Here is a 19435-nt window from a genome sequence, read left to right on the forward strand (position 1 = left end):
ACTCTTTATAGTTTGAAAATTGTAGGTGAAACGATGAAGAAGAAAATTAGTTTACTCTCTATTCTTGTTTTTGCAGCAGTTTTACTGAGTGGTTGTTCAGGAGTAGAAAACAAAGAAGGAACTTTTTACAATATATTTGTTCGACCTTTTGAATTTTTAATAGAATTTTTTGGGGACATTTTTAACGGTAGCTATGGGTTAGCGATTATCGCTATTACCATTATTATTCGTTTAGCTCTCATGCCTTTAATGCTTAAAAATTATAAGAATCAACAAGGTATGAAAGAAAAAATGGACAAACTAAAACCAGAAATGGATTCAATCCAAAAGAAGCTAAAAGAAACTAAGTCAAAAGAAGAGCAAATGGCTTTACAACAAGAAATGATGGGCTTATATCGTAAACATGGCGTTAATCCTTTAAATATGGGTTGCTTGCCAATGATTATTCAAATGCCAATCGTTATGGGACTCTATTTTGCAATATTGTATTCTGCAGACATTAAGTCTCATGAATTCTTATGGTATAACCTGGGATCTCCTGATATTGCTATGACACTTATTGCAGGTGCGGTGTACTTTGCACAAGCAAAAGTCTCTCTATGGACAGTTCCAGAGCAACAACAGCAGCAAATGAAAATGATGGTTTATATTTCACCTATTATGATTATGTTTATCTCATTTAGTTCTATGGCAGCGCTACCGTTATATTGGGCTGTTGGTGGGATTTTGTTGATATTCCAAACATATTTAGGACGTAAATTCTACTCAAACCATCCTGAAAAAGCAGAAAAGTCTGTATAAAACAAGGAGAAGCTTTTTGCAAAAAGAGCTTCTTTTTTTTAGGCGCTTGCGCTTTTCTATTGTCTAGCGCAAGCAGCCTTGCCCCTCGAGGTCAAATGGAGAAAAGCTCCGGTGGCTGAGGAACTGCCTCCTCGCTTTTCCCCATTTGCTAGTCGGGGCAGACATAGGCGCTTGCGCTTTTCTAAGTTATGAGGTGAAAAAATGAAACGAAATTGGATATTTGGTATTTTGATTGTTGCTGCGAGTATCGCATCTTTAGTATTTATTATTAAAGGGAACATTAATCTCGCTGTTTTATTCATGACAGTTATTTTTATTTTAAGTAATGGTTATCGGGCAATTGTTTTTAAGGAAAAAGGGCATGTCCGTGAAGCAAAGTGGATGAGAACGATGGCAATAGTTTTCACCATCCTTTTTGTACTAGTCTTAGTTTTAATAATAAATTAAAAAACATTACCTTTCGTAGGTAATGTTTTTTTTATGGAATTATACGTAGTTAGTAGGCATATTTTTTTCGAGATAGGAGAAGTATTACGATAGCTGGAATTGTACAGAAGGCCATTCCTAAAAATGCAAGTCTTGGCTCAACATCATATAAGTAACCGCCAACGAAAGTTAGGAATGCACTGCTTAGACTCATAGATAATGCGGCATAAATTCCTTGAGCTGCAGGTATATGGCTTTTGTCCAGCGTTCGAGAAATATATTGGATAAAAGCGTAATGGGCAATACCAAATGAAACGGAATGTAGAACTTGAGTTAGGATGAATATCCAGACAGAAGGAAACAGGTAAATACTAATCCATCTGATCGTTGCTCCAATTCCGGCTAACAAAAGCATCCAGGATACTTTTTTATTGGAAAATAGCTTGTCTGCAAATAGAAAGAATACAATTTCAAAAATTACTGCAACGTTTAAAACAATCCCAATATAAAGACTATTTACTCCAATATCCTGCAGATAGATAAATCCATAATTATTATAAGAGGCATGTGAGCCTTGAATAAGAATAGTTAAGATTAAAATAACGATAAATTGCTTAGAGGTAAATAGGTTTTTCCAATTGCCTGTGTTGTCTTTAGTTACCTGGTGAGGTAATTCGCTCAAAGAAGCAGGCATTGGCTTGGAATAAGTTATCATAATGACGGCAAGTGCTCCTAACATCGTCCATAGTATCGCTTGCTCGTCCCAAATAGCGGTGACTCCACCTATAAATAATAAGGCGACCATGAATCCCACAGATCCAAAGGAACGACTCTTCCCGTAGTGGATTTTGTCCTTCTGCATAAGTATGGACGCACTACTCTCCATGGCAGGTAAAAGATTTGGATATATTAAGCTAAAAGTAACAGTAATCGCTAAGAGAGAATAAAAAGAATTAAAAGGTATGTATAAAACTATAGCTGCAAAAGAGAACAGTGCAAGCAATCGTAGAACTCTCTGCATGCTAAAACGACCCGTTGCTTTGGGAAATAAAACAAAGGTGGAGAAGGCTCTTGCTAGCATCCCTGCTCCCATTACAATACTTGCAGAGGTAACACTTAAACCTTTTGCATTTGTTAGATAGCCTGTCCAATACGGCATAAACACGCCCCACGTAAAGAAAAAAGTAAAGAAGTTGATAGATAACCATTTTTGGGATTTCATAGCCGACCTCATTGCTTTCGTATATTTATCTAATATATTATAATGCATTTTGAATTGATTAGGGATTAGTTCATTAAAAAATGTTAAACTAATAGTATCGTAAATTGGAAAGAAGGAAGAGCAAGGGATGCAATCTAGATTTAGCTTTATGAAGCAAAAGAAAAAGAAAAAATGGCCGAAAATTGTTTCGGGTATAGTCGCGGGTTTAATAGTTGTTAGTGTCGTTGCATGGATTGGTATAAATGATTGGAATATAAATAAGAGCTTAGAATCATTAGGAATTCCAACTAAGGAAGATGAAGAGGTAGAAATAGTAGAGGAACCAACAGAGTCAATAGATGAAGTGGAAGAACCACCAATGGAAGAGCCCGTAGTTGAGGAACCTGCAGAAGAAGTGGATCGTTCGGGCGCAAAAGGCTACGTGGGCAATGAAATTCTACCGGCAGAGCCTACTTATGTGGACGGAATATTAATAGCAAGTAAGAGGTACCCTTTACCTTCTACTTTTGCACCAGGAGAAAGTGAAGAAGCGAGAGAAGCCTTTGAGGCATTGGCAGCAGAAGCAAAACTGTCTGATTACGAATTAGTAGCATTTAGTACATATCGATCATTTGACTATCAACAGCAGCTTTATGATAGATATGTGAGCAATGACGGAGTAGATGCAGCGGACCGATATAGTGCCCGTCCTGGATATTCTGAGCACCAAACCGGTCTTGCGTTTGATATAGGTGAACTACATTTTGAGCAACATTTTGCCAGAGAAAGTTTTGGAGAGACACCAGCAGGCCAATGGTTGGCAGCGAATGCTCACAAATATGGTTTTATCATGCGTTATCCTAATGGAAAAGAGAAAATTACTGGCTATATGTTTGAGCCATGGCATTTCCGATATGTTGGTGTAGATCATGCAACAAAAATATACGAAGCTAACACTACTTTAGAAGAATATTTAGGTATATAAAAATACGAGATTCCAGTTATTCATTGGAATCTCGTATTTTATGTTGGTAGCTATTTGTTCCTCCTATAAAATAGGAGAAATCAATCGAGAAAGTGATTCCTTAAACTTAATTAGAGATGTGCGTTGTTCATAAAGCTCCCAAGTCAATTCGGTAGAGAGCTTCATGTCTTCTTCGAATAGCTCTGCTAACTGATGGGAAGTTTCTCGATCATAGATAAATGCATTCACCTCGAAATTTAACTTAAAACTTCTAACATCAATATTGGCGGTACCTACAGTAGAGGCTTCGTCATCAATGACAATCATTTTTGTATGCAAGAAGCCATTTTCATAAATGTATATCTTAGCGCCAGCTCTGATAAGCTCTCCTACATATGAATAAGTTGCCCAATATACAAACATATGGTCAGGCTTATTAGGGATCATAATCCGTACGTCAATTCCTGATAGACAGGCAATACGAAGAGTGTCCATAAAGCTTGCATCCGGAATGAAATAAGGAGTTTGAATATATATATACTTTTTAGCCATCATTATTAGTTTAAGATATCCATTTTTAATTTGTTCCCATTCCGAGTCTGGTCCACTGGATACAATTTGAAGTCCAACAGAGCCCTTCATAGGAATAGCAGGGAAAAAATGATCTGAGTATTCAATATCATGATCTGCAGAGGCTTGGTTCCAGTCCAATATAAAGCGAGTTTGCAAAGGATGTACTGCGCTTCCTTCTATCCGAAGATGAGTGTCTCTCCAGTAACCAAATTTCTTTTTCTTTCCTAAATATTCATCTCCCACATTGAAGCCCCCGATATACCCAATACGCCCATCAATTACAACGATTTTACGGTGATTACGATAGTTCATTCGTGGATTAATCAGAGGAAGAATAGAAGGGAAGAAGGACTCGACACGACCGCCTAGCTCAACTAATTCTTTAAAATGCCTCTTTCTTAATGATCGAGATCCAGTGTCATCATATAGTATACGTACTTTTACACCTTGCTTAGCTTTTGCTAATAAAACATTATATATTTCTCGTCCTAAATTATCCAAACGGAAAATATAATATTGGATATGAATATGATCTTTCGCATTGTTCATGTCCTCTAAAAGTGCATCAAATTTTTCACGCCCATCAGAGTAAATCTCCAATTTGTTGTCTTGTGTCAGAACAGCATGATTGTTATGCAGATGCATAACGATTAATTCCTTGTAATGGCTGGCGTCATCTAAACGAAAATCAAATGATTCATCCTCAATGGCTTCCATTTGAAAATCAATTAGTTTGTCAATGCCGATTTTATTTTTTCCTTCCCATCGGAAAAGTGTTTTACGTCGCAGCTTTCTCCCGAACAATAAATATATTCCAAATCCTAGAATGGGGATAAAGAAGAGAACTAATATCCAAGCCCAGGTGGAGGAAGCATCTCGTCTCTCTAAAAATATTAAGGCAATCGCTAGCGATATATTCAAAATTAGTATTCCAGAAACGATAAACCCATAAATACTTGCAGCCAAAATTGCACCCCCAAATCATACATGTCTTTCCTCTCTAGTATATCCGATTTAGTTAAAAGAAAGAAGAAATGTAACATATTTAGTAAACCCATAAGCAGAAGTGATTAATATTAGTAAATTTTCAAGAAAAGAAGTTTGAATTATTTGATATAATTATATAGGGATTTTGACTTAAGGAGATGGGACTATGTTACAGGCGAGAAACCTTCAAAAGAAATTTAAAACAAAGGAAGTTGTAAAAAAGATAAATTTGGAGCTCGGTGCAGGAGAATCAGTAGGGTTATTAGGTCCAAATGGTGCAGGGAAATCTACAACTATATCTATGTTGTCTTCTTTAGTTCAACCAACTAGTGGAGATGTACTGTGGAATAATGTTTCCATTAAGGATAATCCAGAAGCACTTCGTAAAACATTAGGAGTAGTTCCTCAGGAAATTTCTTTATATCCGGAGCTTACTGCTAAGGAAAATCTGAAATTTTTTGGGCGGATATATGGTCTTAAAGGTCAAATTCTAGAGAACAGAGTAGAAGATGTTCTAGTTAAAATAGGGTTGAAGGAGAGGGAGAAGGATCAAGTCAAGACCTTTTCAGGAGGGATGAAACGTAGACTCAATATTGGGGCTGCTCTGCTACACCTCCCATCGTTGTTAATCATGGATGAACCTACGGTTGGAATTGACCCTCAATCTAGAGCCTATATCTTAAATACAGTCAAACAACTAGTAGAGGAAGGTATGACCTTACTTTACACAAGTCACTATATCGAAGAGGTTGAGTTACTTTGTGATCGAATTTACATCATGGATGAAGGAGAAATTATTGCGTTTGGAACAAAGGAAGAACTAAAATCTCTTGTCTCCGGAAACCAAACAATTGAACTAAAGGGTCATACATTGCCAGTTGTATTTGAAGAGTCACTTCAGAAGCATTTTCCTGCAGCTACCGTATACCGCGAGGAGGAATCTCTCTTACTTGCCTTAGCCAAAGAGGAAGAACCACTACCGCGTATTTTTGCAATTGCTGCTGAAAATGGGGTGACCATTACTTCAGCTATAGTTAAGGTGCCTTCTCTCGAGGATGTCTTTTTACATTTAACAGGCAGAGCATTGAGAGATTAGGAGGAAGATAGGAATGTTATTGAGCCTAATTAGTAAGCAGCTAAAAATGCTTGTTCGAAATAAGCAACCACTTATTATTTTATTGGTAATGCCGATTGTTCTCATCACTATTTTATCCTCAGCTCTATCAGGCATTATGAACAGTACAGCAGAGGTGGCTATTCAAGCAGATTTAGTAATAGTTGATTCATCCAGCTGGGAGCAGGAAAGTGAGGAAATAAAATTATTTTTAGAGAATGAGGGGTTAGCAGGACCAGCGCAAGATTCTCTTCTTCAAACATTGAAAGAAAATGATCCTATTTTTGTTTTACAAAACTCGATTCTTTCTTCCACAGAAATAGAAAAATATCTAAAGGTAGAAAACGGAAAAGCTGAAGACCTAGGAAGCCTTCGAAAGGATGAAGAAATCGAGGGCATTTTATCTTTTCCTGCAAATTTTCGATTAGAGTATATAAAATATGCTTATTTCAACACGGGTGAAGAACCGAAATTTGAATTGTTTTTAAATCAAAACAGTGAAATCAGAGCCTCCATTGTCCAATCAATTATTGAGGAGTGGCAAAGAGGATATAGCCAGTCCTTAGCCCTTACGAAAGCTGGAATACCCCCAAATAAAGTTATGGGAGCAACGGAGCAAGTAATAAAAATAGAACACGTATTGCCAAAGGGCGAGCGAACAGTTCCGTCCTCTATATATTATTCAATCGGAATGCTTGTGATGTTTGCACTTTATATACCATCCTTTCTGGCGGGCTTTGCTTTACAGGAAGTACAGTGGAAGGTGTATGATCGAATTATTTTGGCAGGAGTATCTCGCACCTTATATGTACTATCTATTTTAATCACTGGAACAATTGTGGCGCTTATACAGCAAGCTTTAGTATTACTGTATGGTAGTTTGGCATTAGGTATTGATTGGATTGGCTGGCCATCGATGGGCGTTATTGTTCTAAGTTTTAGTTTGTTTATTGGGGGACTTTCCGCTCTACTCACTACCCTTCAATTTAAGACTGGAACAGAAGGAGTTGCTAATGTATTTAATGGATTGGTCATTACTATTTTCTCCTTCTTAGGCGGTTCCTTTTTCAAAATAAGCGATATATCGGAAACACTAGCGAACATAGGGAGTTATACACCCAATGGTGCAACGATGAAAGCAATACTCTCTATTCAATCTGGGGAAAAGCTTAGCGGAATATGGCTTCATCTGAATGTACTTTATATTGGAATTTTTATATGTGTATTACTTTCCATAATTCTATTTCCTAGAAGAGGTGCTAAGTCGTGAAGGGAATTTGGATTGCAAGGCTTCAGAATTTAAAAAGAAAACCATTAGTACTTATAATGATGACACTCATGACCTTAGTGCTTGCCTATGTTCTTAGTGGAGGAGTAGGGAGCCAAACACCGATCTTAATTGCTTTAGATGATACATCTACAAGTAAGGAAGTTTTAGACGAGTTAAATACATTTGAGGAGTATTCTATAAAAGAGGTAACAAAGGATGTTCTTTATGAAAAAGTGGAACAGGATCCAGACTTAATCGGCGTACATCTGACTCAAACAGCCTATACAGTTCTGACGGGTACTGAGACAGACTCTGTAAGGGAAATCTCGCTTGCTATCGAAACTGCATATAGCGAAAATGCCTTCCAGCAAAAAATAATAGAGATGGGTGGAGAACTTAAATGGCTCGAGGTAAAAGAGAATCTAAGTAATCAAGAAGCCTTTCAGATGAACACAAGTGCGATGGATGAAGCGCAGGTTTTTCGATATGACGGAGCACTTCAAAGTCTATTCGGATATATGCTCTTTTTTGTGTTTTACACGATTTCCACTAATGTTCAATTTATATTGGAGGATAAGCGAACTGGCGTATGGAATCGCTTAAAGCTAGCATCTATTAGTAGATTCCAATTGTATTTTGGCCATTTATCCTTTAGCTTTATAATTGGGCTTCTGCAAATGCTTTTAGTTATTTTGGTTTTTCGATTTGTAGTAGGAACCAATATGTACGGAGCACTTTTGGAAGTAATTCTAATAACGAGTATTTATGTATTATTAGTTTTAGCTGTATCATTGCTAATCATTTCTCTTGTCAAAACAGTTAGCCAAAGCGGAGTAATTATCTCGTTACTGGCAGTTGCCTTTGCCATGATAGGAGGTGCTTATTGGCCTCTTGAAATAGTACAATCGGAAGGTCTTTTGGCCATGAAATGGCTCTCTCCAATCTACTATGCAATGGAAGCATTAAAAAGGATTACCATATATGGGGAAACCTTAGGTGCTGTTTCGACGTACTTATGGATGATGCTACTATTTGCGGCTACGTTAATATCGGGAGCAATATATCTTTTAGAGAAGAAATCAGAACGTGGCCATTCAATTGAGTAAAAAGGAGGATGGGTATGTACTGGTGTAAAATAGCAAGATCTGAAAAAGAATTTGAAGCTATAGCTAGATTAAATTATGAAACATTTGTAGAAGAGATTCCACAGCATGAACCAAATCCAAGTGGGATGAGAGTTGATCCATTTCATCATGAAAATGTCTACGTGATTGTGTTAAAAGATCAAGAGCTTGCTGGAATGGTCGCCTTTAGAGCGGAGCGACCATTTTCTTTAGACAAGAAGCTAGGACCGGTGGAGAATATTCTGCCGGAAGATGCGCTTCAAGGAATGCTTTGTGAGGTTCGTTTACTGGCAGTAGATAAAAAACATCGCAATGGGCGTGTGTTTTATTATTTAGCTAGGGCGTTATCTGACTATGCATATGAGAATGGGTATGGTGCGGCTGTTATATCTGGTACGGTAAGGGAGCAAAAGCTTTACAACCAATTAGGCTTCGAACCGTTTGCTGCCCCAGTAGGAGCGGAGGGTGCTCTCTATGTACCAATGGTGTTGACAAGAGAGCGTTTTGATAATTCGGTAGCTGCGCGCTTTAAGCAGAAAAGGCATTCCTTTTATCCTGGCCCAGTTCATCTAACTGCACCAATCCAAATGGCTTTTCAAGAAGAACCAATTACTCACCGTTCTCATGAATTTGAAGTTATGCTCGAACGTGTGAAAAGCAGACTTTGTCAAATGAGTGGCACTAAACATGCTCATCTACTAGTGGGCAGTGGTACATTAGCGAATGAAGCGATGATAGCTCAATTGAAGGTATTAGATGAAAAAGGCTTGATTTTGACGAACGGAGCTTTTGGAGAGCGTCTTGAAAAGCAGGCGATGCGATGGGGACTAGAATATAATGTGTTGAGCTATGTATGGGGACAGACCTATCATCTAGAAACAATTGAAAGAAAACTATCTTCCGGCAATTATAGTTGGTTACTCATGGCTCATGGTGAAACTTCCACAGGAATGCTAAATAATTTAGATGAACTACAAGTAATCTGTAAACGCTATAACGTGTTGCTGTGTGCAGATTGTGTGAGTTCATTTGGTTCTCTACCGTTTTCAATGGAAGGGGTATATTTGGCAACTGGAGTTAGTGGAAAAGCGATAGGTTCTATGAGTGGCTTGTCTTTTGTATTTGCTAACTCAGAAATAGTATCCTGTGAGCGAATTCCAACTTACTTGGACATAGGTTTAACAACAAATTCTGCTATTCCTTTTACAATGCCATCTCAATTCATCCTTAGCCTAGAAAATGCATTAATGGCCTATGATAATGGACAAAGATATAAGCTATTACATAAACGCTGGATGTTTATCGAGGAAGAAATAGAAAGGCTCGACATAGAACTTTTTACAAATCATAACTATCCAATGATTTTCACTATCCAGGAAAAGGAATTCCCATACCTTGCCGAGGATGCTAGAATGTCCGGCTTCGACCTGCACTACAGAAGTGATTATCTAAAGGAAAAGGGACTTATACAAATCTCTTGTATCCAGCCTGATTTCGAGCTTGCTTGGACTAAGTTTGTAAAATGGTTTGCTAATTATCGTTTATATCATGATAGTGAACAACAAAGCAGCCTGAATTGAGATGTTTTATTCAGATATGACTCTTTTGGGTGTGTTTATGACCGGATAGCGCGGAGTTATGACCGGATAGAAAAATTTATGACCGGATAGCGTGGAGTTATGACCGGATAGAAAAATTTATGACCGGATAGCGTGGGTTATGACCGGATAGAAAAATTTATGACCGGATAGCACGGAGTTATGACCGGGTAGAAAAATTTATTGTCGGATAGAGTGGAGTTATGATTGCATAAAAAAAATTATGACCGTTCAATGAAAAGGCCGGCTCTTCTCTATGAAAGCCGGCCTTTTTCTTTATTTGTCGCATAGCACAACAGGAGGATGGAGTAATTTTTTAATCTGTTACGATTTGTTTGTAAGTTTCCTGTATGAAAGTTTTGTAAGGAGTGTCAGGCATTTCTTTTATAAGATCGAGTGCTTTTTGGGCAAATGCTTTTGCTTTCTCTGTTTGACCAATTGCTGTATAGCATAAGGCTAGATAAGCATCCTTTTCATAAAAAATTGATAAATCAATAGGATGGTTAATAACATCCTGTATTACTACCTGCTCCAGTTGTTCGATTGCTTCTTCAAATTGTTTTAAACCGTAAAAGGTTTTTCCTCTTTCTAATAGAAAGTAGTGAGTAAACAACTTGTCTTTTTCTAAATTATACGTTTTAAATAATTTGTCTGCTTCTTCATATTGCTTCTTATAAGAATTCAGGTAATGGGTTTTTACAAAAAAGGAGAAACGTTCTGCATCTATGTCGTCTGCAAAAACTCCATAAGCTTCTATTTTTTTTAAATAGTATTCTATTTTTTCCTCATCCCTGCTCATCATGGCATGGGCTGCCGCGATTCTATAAAGGTCATCTAAGTGGTAAAATGTTTTATTTTCTTTAGAATACTCAATTGCTTGATCCATAAGCTTTAATGCTGATTCATGGTCGCCTATTGCGTAGTAAAGCGCTGTTTCTACATAGTCAAAGTCAAGTCGAGAGACGGGGTCCATCCAAATTCCTTTTTTCTCTAAATCAGCACGTTCTTCTTGAAGGATGTTTAAGGCTTCCTGATATTTATGTTCTTGGAATTTAACTGCCGTTCGTACGATTCCAATTTTAGCTCTCCTAGCAGTGATATTTAATTTTTCATATATTTCTGCAGCCTGGTTCAACGGTTCTTCCCAGTCTTTTTTGTGTGCTTGGTGTTTACAGCGGCTATACATTTCTAGCAAGCGAGCAGATTCATATCCCTGACCTAGCTTGGGCAAATAAGGCTCGACTAAATGTATTAATTGCTCATATTCATCGGATAGAACATCATAGTTTGTATTGAAAAGTATTTCAGCCTTCTCTAAAACTTCTCGTAATTCATGACCACTTACTTCTTCTAATAACTCGGATACTTCCACATTCAACTGATTCGCAATGTATTGTAGGCTTTCCATGGAAGGCTTTGCCTTATTATTTTCAATTAGACTGAGCATTCCTTTTGTTAACTCAGTACCTGCAAGAGCCTCTAGAGTCATCTTTTGTTGTTTTCTTAATGTACGTATTCGCTCTCCAAGCGTCTGCATAACTTCACCTCATTTATCGTTAGTTTAATTATATTAAACTTTTTGTTGTAATGGAAGAATGAATATGATATTATTTGTTTAATAAAATTAAACTTTTAGTTTTTTCAGAACTATTTAGGGTGAAATTGAAAAGGCTAAACAAAGGGGAAATAGTTATGGAAGAGGTTTTAAAGTTAAAAAAAGCGACGTATCATTTGTGGACATTTACCATTAGCAAGCTCCTATCGACTTTTGGTGCACAAGTATATGCATTTGCTATCAGTTTTTACATTCTACAGTTAACCGGATCTGCAACTAGCTTTGCTGCAAATCTAATCTGTAGTATTTTACCAAGAACTCTACTGGCTCCATTTGCAGGCTATGCAGCCGATAAATATTCTAGAAAGGCCATTATAATTGGTGCTCAAATCGCTGCATCACTTGCAATAGGTGGATTATTAATCGTCAGTTTAACAACAGAGTTATCATTGTTTGCAATTTACACAACAACGGTTATTTTATCCATAACATCGACGTTTTCTGGAGTAACATTTAGTTCTTCTATGACAGGATTAGTAGATGAGTCAAGAATTCAAAAAGCAATGTCTCTAAACCAAATGTCGATTTCCTTTGCAGCAATCGGAAGCCCAGCGGTTGGAGGTATATTATACGGTACAGTGTCTATGCCGGTTTTTCTACAAATTTATTTAGCTGCGTCTATTATAGCCGTGATTTTAGAATCCACGATGAACTTTAAATTATTTGCTACAAGAAAAGAAGTAGTAGAAGGGGCACCAAAGGAATCCATGTTACAAAGCATCAAAGAAGGATTTTCTTATCTTATGAAGCAGCCTATATTAAAAATTATGATTTTCATCTCATTGATAGTTAACTTTTTGTTTGGAGCATTTCAAGTGGGATATTCGTTTATTCTAATCGAAAAATTAAAACTTGACCCTGTCCATTTTGGCTATACAGAAATGGCCTTTGCCATTGGAATGCTGCTAATGTCTATTTACTTCTCCAGCACAAAGGAGTTAAAATACCCATTCCTTGTATCGAAGTGGAGTATAATTGCAACTGGAATTTTATTAGGGGCCATTGCTACACCACTATTAGTTAATATGTCATATTTTGTGACCACTCTATTTTACATCGTAGTCTTATTTGCTTTTGGGGTATCTATGATTGTCACCAATACGCCAATAATGGTCATGATGCAAAAAACGATTGATGATGATTACAAAGGGAGAGTATTTTCTATTTTAGAAACAGGATCCATGGCGTTAATGCCACTTGGGATGGTTATCTTTGGGTTTCTGTATGATGTGCTAGCGGCAGAGCTTATCTTAATCGTGTCAAGCATCCTCCTAATAGCGATTGTATTAGTGCTTGCAAGACCGTCCGTCATTAAATTAGCACATCCTGAGCTTTCGAAAGGTAGAGAAGACGCTTCTCCAGAACCTCAGCCGGAGTAAGAAATTGACAGCCGTGATATGGGCAAGGTGCGAAGCTGGGAAACACGAATATTTGTAAGTCTGTTGATTGGAACGGCAGGCGGCGACTCCTGTGGGAGAGTGAGGAAGATAAGCCATTATTAACTGGTCGCGAGTTTCGATGATGGCTTTCGCTCGCCGGAAATCATTATTCGCTCTTCATTAGTAGTGTTTTCTCACATAAATAGAATCAGCTTCTTTTAAAATAAAAAATGCCAAGGGAAATAACTCCTTGGCATTTTCCTATACTGTTCTTTTTAATGTTTTAGTTGATTTGCGATAACCAAAAATTAAACCAATTGCTAGAATCGCGAGAATACCAGATAAAACATAAATATTATCCGGCTGTTTAGTGAATAACCATGCGAATAAAAGCGGACCGATAATGCGTCCCAGATTATCCATTGAGTAAGTCATTCCAGCTGCTGTTCCATATCGACCACCAGATTCCTTAGAGGTCAGCGATACAATAGTAGTTCTTGCAAGGGCGTTACCTGCGGTGAATACGCAAAGGGAAAACCCTGCCCAAAAAATATTAGTTGTAAACACTGTCATAACTAATCCGATAGCCGTAACGATTTGTGCATATATCAACCAGGTTGTCTCCGTTCCATTCTTGATCCGTCGAACGACTCCTCCTTGAATTGCTGCATCGACAAATCCACTGAACATGAATAGATAGCCAATTTGTAAAGGTGTTATAGAGACTCTTTCAATTTGAAATAACTGAAAGGTTGCCTCTAAGCCTGCTAGCAGGAAAGTAACCATGAAGGAGAATAGGAATAAGTATTTAATGCGATAGGACCACAAACTTAAAGCTCCCTTAGGAAGTAACGCGCGTTTGTTAGCTTCACCAGTACGTGTAGGTTCTTTTAAAATTATCAAAGCATAAACAAAAATAACTAACAATAGAATAGCGGAGACGATAAACGGAGTTTCTAAGCTTATATGTCCTAAAACTCCTCCAATTGCTGGTCCAAAGATAAACCCTAATCCAATAGACATCCCCATGAATCCCATATACTTATTACGATTTTCTTCATCCGATAAATCTGCTATAAAACCAGTTACTGCTGTATAAAGCGCCCCTGAAAATAATCCACCTACTACACGAGAGAGGTAGAGCATGAACAATGAATCAAAAAATAAGGAAAATAACCAAAAGCTTAAACTAAAACCAACTAAACCTATTAAAATGAGCATTTTACGTCCAATTCGGTCAGATAGCATTCCCCATAAAGGAGCTGTGAAAAAGGACGCCAAAGCGTAGACTGTCAGTAATCCTCCTACATGCACCTCGTTGTAGTTTTCTTGGAGTATAACCTCAGGTAATACGGGGATAATAAGCCCGAAACCAAGATAGACCAAAAATTGGACTGACATTAATATAAAGAGAGATTTTTTCATTGTAAAACCTGCTTTCTCAAACCATATCCTTTATATTACATCTTTCTTCAGGATTTTTCATCTCGAAATGGTGCAGAGAAAATGAGGTATTATCAAAAAAGCTACCCTATTTTTACAAGGATAGCTCCACCTGTTTAATAACTTCTTGGTTCGGATATACTTTGTATAGCTTCGGAAACTTCTTGAATATGAGGAAAAGGAAAGGCTAAATCTGCAAGGGATACAAAGCCTACTAAAGTCCCATCCTCCACAACGGGGAGTCGACGAACCTGATTTTCACCCATCACATTAGAAGCATCTACTGTAGTATCCTGTGGTGAAACAGAAATGACTGATTTAGTCATGACTTCTTCCACTTTACATTTAACGTCTTTAGCAACAGCTCGGGTTACAATATCGCGGTCAGTTATCATCCCAACGAGTTTGTTTTTGCTTACTACAGGTAAACAACCGATATCCAATGAACGCATTTGCTCGGCAACTTCGTTCACGTAATCTTGGGGACTACACGTAACCACTTGCTTGCTCATTACATCTTGTACAATCATCGATATCACTCCTTTAAAGGTTATGATGGTTTACAATTGCGTAAAATATGTAATAAAAATGAAAGGTTTAGACTATGTAAAAAGTGGTATGATAAGGTAAGAATAAATAAAAATAAAAGAAACTTTTTAAATATAAATTCGTAATAATAATTGGAAGGGACTGAGGTGGATTGGCTAAGGAAGTTGATTTAAAGAAAATTGTAAGTAATCTATCGAAACTTGGTGTGACTGTTACAATGACAAAATCTAGACTTGAAATGCTTAAGGCTTTATCACCACCAGCACAAAGTCCACATGTGCACTCCTAAAAAAAGAGAGACTTGTAAATTCGTTTAAAACGAACGCTCAAGTCTCTTTTTTTATGTGGAAAGAGGAGGCTAACACCGCAGTATGCAGCGAGCCTCCTCTGTAATTTATTCATCCTCGTTTTTAGCGAACATATAAGTTTTATGATGGAACTTCATACTAAATACTAAACCAATGGCGAGCATATTACCCATAAGCGAACTACCACCATAGCTTATAAATGGTAAAGGTATCCCAGTTATAGGTAGCAGTTGAATTGTCATGCCGATATTCTCGAACACATGGAAAGTAATCATCGCAATAATTCCTGCACACACATACGTGCTGTACATATCCTTAAGCTGTAAAGTAATTTTCGTTAGATGATAGATAAGTAAAAAGTAAAGACTGATTACGACACTGGCACCGACAAAGCCATATTCTTCTCCGATAACGGCAAAGATAAAGTCTGTATGATTTTCAGGTACATATACTACCCGACCACCATATCCTTTACCGAAAACTTCTCCTGATCCAATAGCATTCAATGCGCTTATTAGATGCATTCCTTCATTAGAAGCATATGAATATGGATCTATCCAGGAATAGATACGAGCAAATTGGTAAGGTTCGAAGTTGAAATGCTTGGCAAGGAAATCCTGCGCATACAAGGCCATCCACAACAAAAATCCGCCAATGCTAGCTCCACCTAAAAATAAAGGTAAAATAATTTTCCATGAGATTCCTGCTACGACGATTAACGCAGCGGTAATGGCTAAGAAAACTAAGGATGTACCTAAATCGGGCTGAAGCATGATAAAAGCTAAAGGTATTATTAAGGTTATTCCTATTTTCCCCAACAAAATAAAGTCTGTTTTAATTGTTTTCATCGCATACTGTTCATGATGATAGGTTATAAGGCGAGCTAATCCTAAAATATAAAAGGTCTTCATAAATTCGGCTGGCTGAATGTCTCCTATCGGTAAATGAAACCAGCTTTTTGCTCCATTCCGCGGTTCTACTAATGACAAGCTGTCTGGAAGTATAGCGAGAAGGGCTAATAGGAAAACTCCTATTCCGAATATATACCAAGCCATCTTTTTATATTGCTCAGGCTCAAAAAACATAACTAATCCAATAATAACGCAACCAACTAAATACCAAAAAAGCTGCTTCGATACAAAGTTATAGCTTGCATATTGACCTGTAGTCTGAGCTGAAGAAATAGCTAACAAGCTAACAATTAAAAATAATAATATTATAAAAGCTAATGTCCAATCGAAGCGATCAGCGAAGCCTTTTTTATTTTCCATAAAAATCACCTAGATTTCTTTCTAATTACAAATTTTTGTTACATTTTCCCTCTCTTAAATCGAGGGAAACACACTTTTTCTATTATAGCCTAAATACTCGCTTTTTGCTTGTGAGTAATATAGACGATATTACAAAAACAGTTGTTTCGTTTAAATGAAATTATGCTAATATATATCTTATATGAGGAGTGAATTCAGTGGCTAAAAAAGAGAGAGATATAGATGATTATTTAGCTCATCTATATGTTCATACAAATGAGATAGAGCATTTTGCATTATTTAGTGGGATTTCAGTTCAACAATTTTTGAAGTTTACTGATTTGCCCTTCCTATTATTGTTAAAGCATCGATATGAAGATTCTTCTTTTAATATGCATACGCAAATGGAGTTCATAGGAAAAAATCAATATGCACACTTTTTAAAGGAAATGGCTGAAAAGTCCTTTTCGCTGTGTTTATTAGATTTCTCGGATGAACGAAAATTAAATATGCTAACGCCACAGGAACAAGCTGAACTTTTATATATAGCTCACAAGAAGGAAGCTTTTCGCTCACCATTCTATCATCATCTTCAAAATCGATTTGTTTATATGACTGATGAGGATCAGCATATTACTAAAATATATTTTAGAGATCATGAAGATTTTTATTATTTAATTGCTGACTGGTTTAACCAACAGATTAAAGATAAAACAAAATCTACTGCATTTTGGAGAAAAAAGAATAACGTTATATTGCCAGAGCTTTCCTCTACCACAGTGGAGAGGTATACAGACTTTTATGAGGACGGAGTAATTATGTCTTTATTCCGAAGTGATAAAACAAATTATGGGATTGAGATACGTTGCTTACCGGAAAATATTTTCCCGGATGAGGTGCTAGAGGATATTAAGCACCATATAAAAAGACCATATGATTTCATAATAGAAGTATAAGGGAACGCTTTTGCTACATTTCGTTGCAAAAGCGTTTATTATGTATATGAGGTGATTGAGATTGGCTTGGATTCTACTAGTAATTGCAGGATTAACTGAAATCATATGGGCGATTGGTTTAAAGGAAGCGCATGGCTTCACAGAGCTAGTCCCGTCCATCATCACAATATTATTTCTTATAATAAGCTTTTTTTTATTCGCGAGGGCGATGAAGACGATTCCAATAGGAACTGCATATGCTATATTTACCGGAATAGGAGCTGCCGGCACGGCGATTGTCGGAATTCTTTGGTTTAATGAACCAGTTAGTATAGGGAAAATTGTGTTTTTATGTATATTACTCTTCGGCATTATAGGTCTGAAGCTAAGTGATACCGAGGAGGTGGAATAATGGAATGGATTACACTAATTGCTGCGGGATTATTTGAGGTGGCCTTTGTTATTTGCATGAAGCTCTCCAATGGCTTTACAAACAAAAAATTTACAGCCCTTACCATTATTTCTGCTTCTTTAAGTTTCTTTTTACTATCGTTGGCTTTAAGGGATATTTCTGTGGGTACAGGATATGCAGTGTGGACTGGAATAGGAGCAGCGGGAAGTGTGTTAGTCGGTATGTACTTCTTTAACGAAAAGAAGAGCCGTCTGAAATTATTCTTTTTAAGCTGTATTATATTTGGAGTCGTAGGTCTTAAACTTTTTGGCTAATGGTTCATGTATTAATATTAGAAGTGATAAAATAGAAATATCCAAAACGTGGAGGTAACAAGTGATGAAATTGAAATTAGGATTATTATATGGTGGGAAATCTGCAGAACATGAGGTTTCTTTATTAACAGCAAGAGCAGTTTCTCAAGCAATTGATTTTGATAAATATGAAGTATACCCCGTCTTTATCTCAAAGGAAGGAGAATGGAGAAAGGGTCAAAAGCTATTAGGTCCTGTGGAAACAGTAGAAACACTTCAATTTGGGGATGATACAGGGAAAGCGAATGACATAACTAGCTTCCTGCCGGCGGAGAACTCTGCACAAGAGCTTGATGCATCGACTGGTAATGAAGGATTAGATGTGATATTCCCGTTGCTTCACGGCCCAAATGGAGAGGATGGTACCGTTCAGGGATTACTAGAAGTATTGAACTTGCCATATGTGGGAAATGGAGTATTAGCTTCAGCTGCTGGAATGGATAAAGTAGTTATGAAGCAACTTTTTGCACAAGCAGGTTTAAAGCAGGTTCCTTTTGTACATTTCATCCGTAAAGAGTGGAAAAACAATCAAGCGTTATTACTTGAAAAGATTGAGAGCAGCTTGAAGTGGCCATTATTTGTCAAGCCAGCTAATCTAGGCTCTAGTGTTGGGATAACGAAAGCAAATAATCGTGAGGAACTAATAAAGGCAATCGACCTTGCTTTTAAATATGATCGTAAAATCCTAGTAGAACAAGGTATTGTAGCTCGTGAAATAGAAATGAGTGTTTTAGGAAATGACACGCCAAGATGTTCGGTTGCTGGAGAAGTATTACCAACGAAAGACTTCTATGATTACTCTGCAAAATATATAGATGGCACTACAAACTATGCTATTCCAGCAAAAGTATCGGATAGATTGCAAAAATCATTAGAGGATGCTGCAATTCGTGCATTCAAAGTGTTAGACTGCTCTGGATTGGTTCGCGCAGATTTCTTTGTTACGGATACAGAAGAGGTATTAATCAATGAAGTGAACACGATGCCTGGCTTCACACCAATTAGCATGTATCCAAAGCTTTGGATGGCTTCTGGCTTATCATACTCAGACCTAATCGAGGAGTTAATATCACTAGCTATCGAACGCTATGAGGAAAAACAGCAGCTTGAGCATTCAAAGGACGGAGAGTGAC

At 37.2% G+C, this 19435-nt stretch carries 19 protein-coding genes; 13 read left to right on the forward strand and 6 right to left on the reverse strand.

Going from position 1 to position 19435, the window contains the following annotated elements; all coding sequences use genetic code 11:
* Positions 1–33: 33 nt before the first annotated feature.
* A complete protein-coding gene (gene yidC, locus ACQKNZ_RS16500; RefSeq protein WP_144539559.1) occupies positions 34–801 on the forward strand; it encodes a membrane protein insertase YidC in 768 nt (255 codons plus the stop codon).
* Between the two features lie 201 nt (positions 802–1002).
* Positions 1003–1248, forward strand: a complete 246-nt coding sequence (locus ACQKNZ_RS16505; protein WP_154312204.1) for a hypothetical protein — start codon at positions 1003–1005, stop codon at positions 1246–1248.
* A gap of 49 nt (positions 1249–1297) precedes the next feature.
* Here the strand turns inward: ACQKNZ_RS16505 and ACQKNZ_RS16510 are convergent, their stop codons facing one another.
* On the reverse strand, positions 1298–2449 hold the full coding sequence (locus ACQKNZ_RS16510; RefSeq protein ID WP_427660750.1) for an MFS transporter: 1152 nt from the start codon (positions 2447–2449) through the stop codon (positions 1298–1300).
* Between the two features lie 127 nt (positions 2450–2576).
* Here ACQKNZ_RS16510 and ACQKNZ_RS16515 point away from each other — a divergent pair, with 127 nt between their 5' ends.
* Positions 2577–3413: a M15 family metallopeptidase gene (locus ACQKNZ_RS16515; RefSeq protein WP_154312206.1), complete on the forward strand. Its 837-nt coding sequence runs from the start codon at positions 2577–2579 to the stop codon at positions 3411–3413.
* A gap of 63 nt (positions 3414–3476) precedes the next feature.
* Here ACQKNZ_RS16515 and cls read toward each other — a convergent pair whose 3' ends face one another.
* Positions 3477–4931: a cardiolipin synthase gene (cls, locus tag ACQKNZ_RS16520; RefSeq protein WP_144539566.1), complete on the reverse strand. Its 1455-nt coding sequence runs from the start codon at positions 4929–4931 to the stop codon at positions 3477–3479.
* A gap of 187 nt (positions 4932–5118) precedes the next feature.
* Here cls and ACQKNZ_RS16525 point away from each other — a divergent pair, with 187 nt between their 5' ends.
* Genes ACQKNZ_RS16525 through ACQKNZ_RS16540 form a run of 4 tightly spaced genes read left to right on the forward strand, consistent with a single transcriptional unit; the run spans position 5119 to position 10040 of the window.
* Positions 5119–6048 (forward strand): ABC transporter ATP-binding protein, encoded by a 930-nt coding sequence (locus ACQKNZ_RS16525; protein ID WP_154312207.1) that lies wholly within the window; start codon positions 5119–5121, stop codon positions 6046–6048.
* A 13-nt stretch (positions 6049–6061) separates the two neighbouring features.
* Entirely contained in the window at positions 6062–7336 is a 1275-nt protein-coding gene (locus ACQKNZ_RS16530; RefSeq protein WP_427660753.1) for an ABC transporter permease, read from the forward strand.
* Positions 7333–8442 carry an ABC transporter permease gene (locus ACQKNZ_RS16535; protein ID WP_154312209.1) on the forward strand — a complete coding sequence of 370 codons (1110 nt, stop codon included), beginning with the start codon at positions 7333–7335 and terminating at the stop codon, positions 8440–8442. The genes ACQKNZ_RS16530 and ACQKNZ_RS16535 overlap by 4 nt, the downstream gene beginning before the upstream one ends.
* 14 nt (positions 8443–8456) lie before the next feature.
* Complete coding sequence (locus ACQKNZ_RS16540) at positions 8457–10040, forward strand: aminotransferase class V-fold PLP-dependent enzyme (RefSeq protein WP_427660756.1); 1584 nt, start codon at positions 8457–8459, stop codon at positions 10038–10040.
* 334 nt (positions 10041–10374) lie between these two features.
* On the opposite strand, the gene ACQKNZ_RS16545 is transcribed toward ACQKNZ_RS16540, so the two are convergent.
* Positions 10375–11595: a helix-turn-helix domain-containing protein gene (locus ACQKNZ_RS16545; protein WP_151112484.1), complete on the reverse strand. Its 1221-nt coding sequence runs from the start codon at positions 11593–11595 to the stop codon at positions 10375–10377.
* 155 nt (positions 11596–11750) lie between these two features.
* Between ACQKNZ_RS16545 and ACQKNZ_RS16550 the strand changes: the two genes are divergently transcribed.
* Positions 11751–13052 (forward strand): MFS transporter, encoded by a 1302-nt coding sequence (locus ACQKNZ_RS16550; RefSeq protein WP_427660758.1) that lies wholly within the window; start codon positions 11751–11753, stop codon positions 13050–13052.
* A gap of 261 nt (positions 13053–13313) precedes the next feature.
* Here ACQKNZ_RS16550 and ACQKNZ_RS16555 read toward each other — a convergent pair whose 3' ends face one another.
* Together ACQKNZ_RS16555 and ACQKNZ_RS16560 are read right to left on the reverse strand one after the other, a co-directional pair.
* A complete protein-coding gene (locus ACQKNZ_RS16555) occupies positions 13314–14477 on the reverse strand; it encodes an MFS transporter (RefSeq protein ID WP_151112488.1) in 1164 nt (387 codons plus the stop codon).
* Positions 14478–14611: 134 nt separating this feature from the next.
* The gene (locus ACQKNZ_RS16560) at positions 14612–15025 is read right to left on the reverse strand and encodes a CBS domain-containing protein (RefSeq protein ID WP_144539581.1); all 414 of its coding nucleotides are present in this window, start codon (positions 15023–15025) and stop codon (positions 14612–14614) included.
* Between the two features lie 170 nt (positions 15026–15195).
* Between ACQKNZ_RS16560 and ACQKNZ_RS16565 the strand changes: the two genes are divergently transcribed.
* Complete coding sequence (locus ACQKNZ_RS16565; RefSeq protein WP_186318209.1) at positions 15196–15333, forward strand: Lmo0850 family protein; 138 nt, start codon at positions 15196–15198, stop codon at positions 15331–15333.
* A gap of 105 nt (positions 15334–15438) precedes the next feature.
* On the opposite strand, the gene ACQKNZ_RS16570 is transcribed toward ACQKNZ_RS16565, so the two are convergent.
* On the reverse strand, positions 15439–16623 hold the full coding sequence (locus ACQKNZ_RS16570; RefSeq protein WP_144539583.1) for an FtsW/RodA/SpoVE family cell cycle protein: 1185 nt from the start codon (positions 16621–16623) through the stop codon (positions 15439–15441).
* Between the two features lie 197 nt (positions 16624–16820).
* Here ACQKNZ_RS16570 and ACQKNZ_RS16575 point away from each other — a divergent pair, with 197 nt between their 5' ends.
* The 4 genes from ACQKNZ_RS16575 to ACQKNZ_RS16590 all read left to right on the forward strand — a co-directional run bounded on the left by ACQKNZ_RS16575 (position 16821) and on the right by ACQKNZ_RS16590 (position 19434).
* Positions 16821–17558, forward strand: a complete 738-nt coding sequence (locus ACQKNZ_RS16575) for a hypothetical protein (protein WP_144539585.1) — start codon at positions 16821–16823, stop codon at positions 17556–17558.
* Positions 17559–17619: 61 nt separating this feature from the next.
* Positions 17620–17949, forward strand: a complete 330-nt coding sequence (gene sugE, locus ACQKNZ_RS16580) for a quaternary ammonium compound efflux SMR transporter SugE (RefSeq protein WP_144539587.1) — start codon at positions 17620–17622, stop codon at positions 17947–17949.
* Complete coding sequence (locus tag ACQKNZ_RS16585) at positions 17949–18263, forward strand: DMT family transporter (RefSeq protein ID WP_144539589.1); 315 nt, start codon at positions 17949–17951, stop codon at positions 18261–18263. Before sugE ends, ACQKNZ_RS16585 begins: the two co-directional genes overlap by 1 nt.
* Before the next feature lie 64 nt (positions 18264–18327).
* Positions 18328–19434 carry a D-alanine--D-alanine ligase gene (locus ACQKNZ_RS16590; protein WP_144539591.1) on the forward strand — a complete coding sequence of 369 codons (1107 nt, stop codon included), beginning with the start codon at positions 18328–18330 and terminating at the stop codon, positions 19432–19434.
* Position 19435: the final 1 nt, after the last annotated feature.

This window comes from Psychrobacillus sp. NPDC093200, assembly GCF_050280345.1.
In the GTDB taxonomy this organism is placed as follows: Bacteria; Bacillota; Bacilli; order Bacillales_A; family Planococcaceae; genus Psychrobacillus; species Psychrobacillus faecigallinarum.

Coding starts and splice junctions, on each gene's coding strand:
- ACQKNZ_RS16550 (WP_427660758.1), top strand. CDS start 11,751: ATGGAAGAGGTTTTAAAGTTAAAAAAAGCGACGTATCATTTGTGGACA.
- ACQKNZ_RS16540 (WP_427660756.1), top strand. CDS start 8,457: ATGTACTGGTGTAAAATAGCAAGATCTGAAAAAGAATTTGAAGCTATA.
- ACQKNZ_RS16570 (WP_144539583.1), bottom strand. CDS start 16,623: ATGGAAAATAAAAAAGGCTTCGCTGATCGCTTCGATTGGACATTAGCT.
- ACQKNZ_RS16560 (WP_144539581.1), bottom strand. CDS start 15,025: ATGATTGTACAAGATGTAATGAGCAAGCAAGTGGTTACGTGTAGTCCC.
- ACQKNZ_RS16515 (WP_154312206.1), top strand. CDS start 2,577: ATGCAATCTAGATTTAGCTTTATGAAGCAAAAGAAAAAGAAAAAATGG.
- ACQKNZ_RS16555 (WP_151112488.1), bottom strand. CDS start 14,477: ATGAAAAAATCTCTCTTTATATTAATGTCAGTCCAATTTTTGGTCTAT.
- ACQKNZ_RS16510 (WP_427660750.1), bottom strand. CDS start 2,449: ATGAAATCCCAAAAATGGTTATCTATCAACTTCTTTACTTTTTTCTTT.
- ACQKNZ_RS16525 (WP_154312207.1), top strand. CDS start 5,119: ATGTTACAGGCGAGAAACCTTCAAAAGAAATTTAAAACAAAGGAAGTT.
- ACQKNZ_RS16505 (WP_154312204.1), top strand. CDS start 1,003: ATGAAACGAAATTGGATATTTGGTATTTTGATTGTTGCTGCGAGTATC.
- yidC (WP_144539559.1), top strand. CDS start 34: ATGAAGAAGAAAATTAGTTTACTCTCTATTCTTGTTTTTGCAGCAGTT.
- ACQKNZ_RS16545 (WP_151112484.1), bottom strand. CDS start 11,595: ATGCAGACGCTTGGAGAGCGAATACGTACATTAAGAAAACAACAAAAG.
- ACQKNZ_RS16590 (WP_144539591.1), top strand. CDS start 18,328: ATGAAATTGAAATTAGGATTATTATATGGTGGGAAATCTGCAGAACAT.
- ACQKNZ_RS16585 (WP_144539589.1), top strand. CDS start 17,949: ATGGAATGGATTACACTAATTGCTGCGGGATTATTTGAGGTGGCCTTT.
- ACQKNZ_RS16530 (WP_427660753.1), top strand. CDS start 6,062: ATGTTATTGAGCCTAATTAGTAAGCAGCTAAAAATGCTTGTTCGAAAT.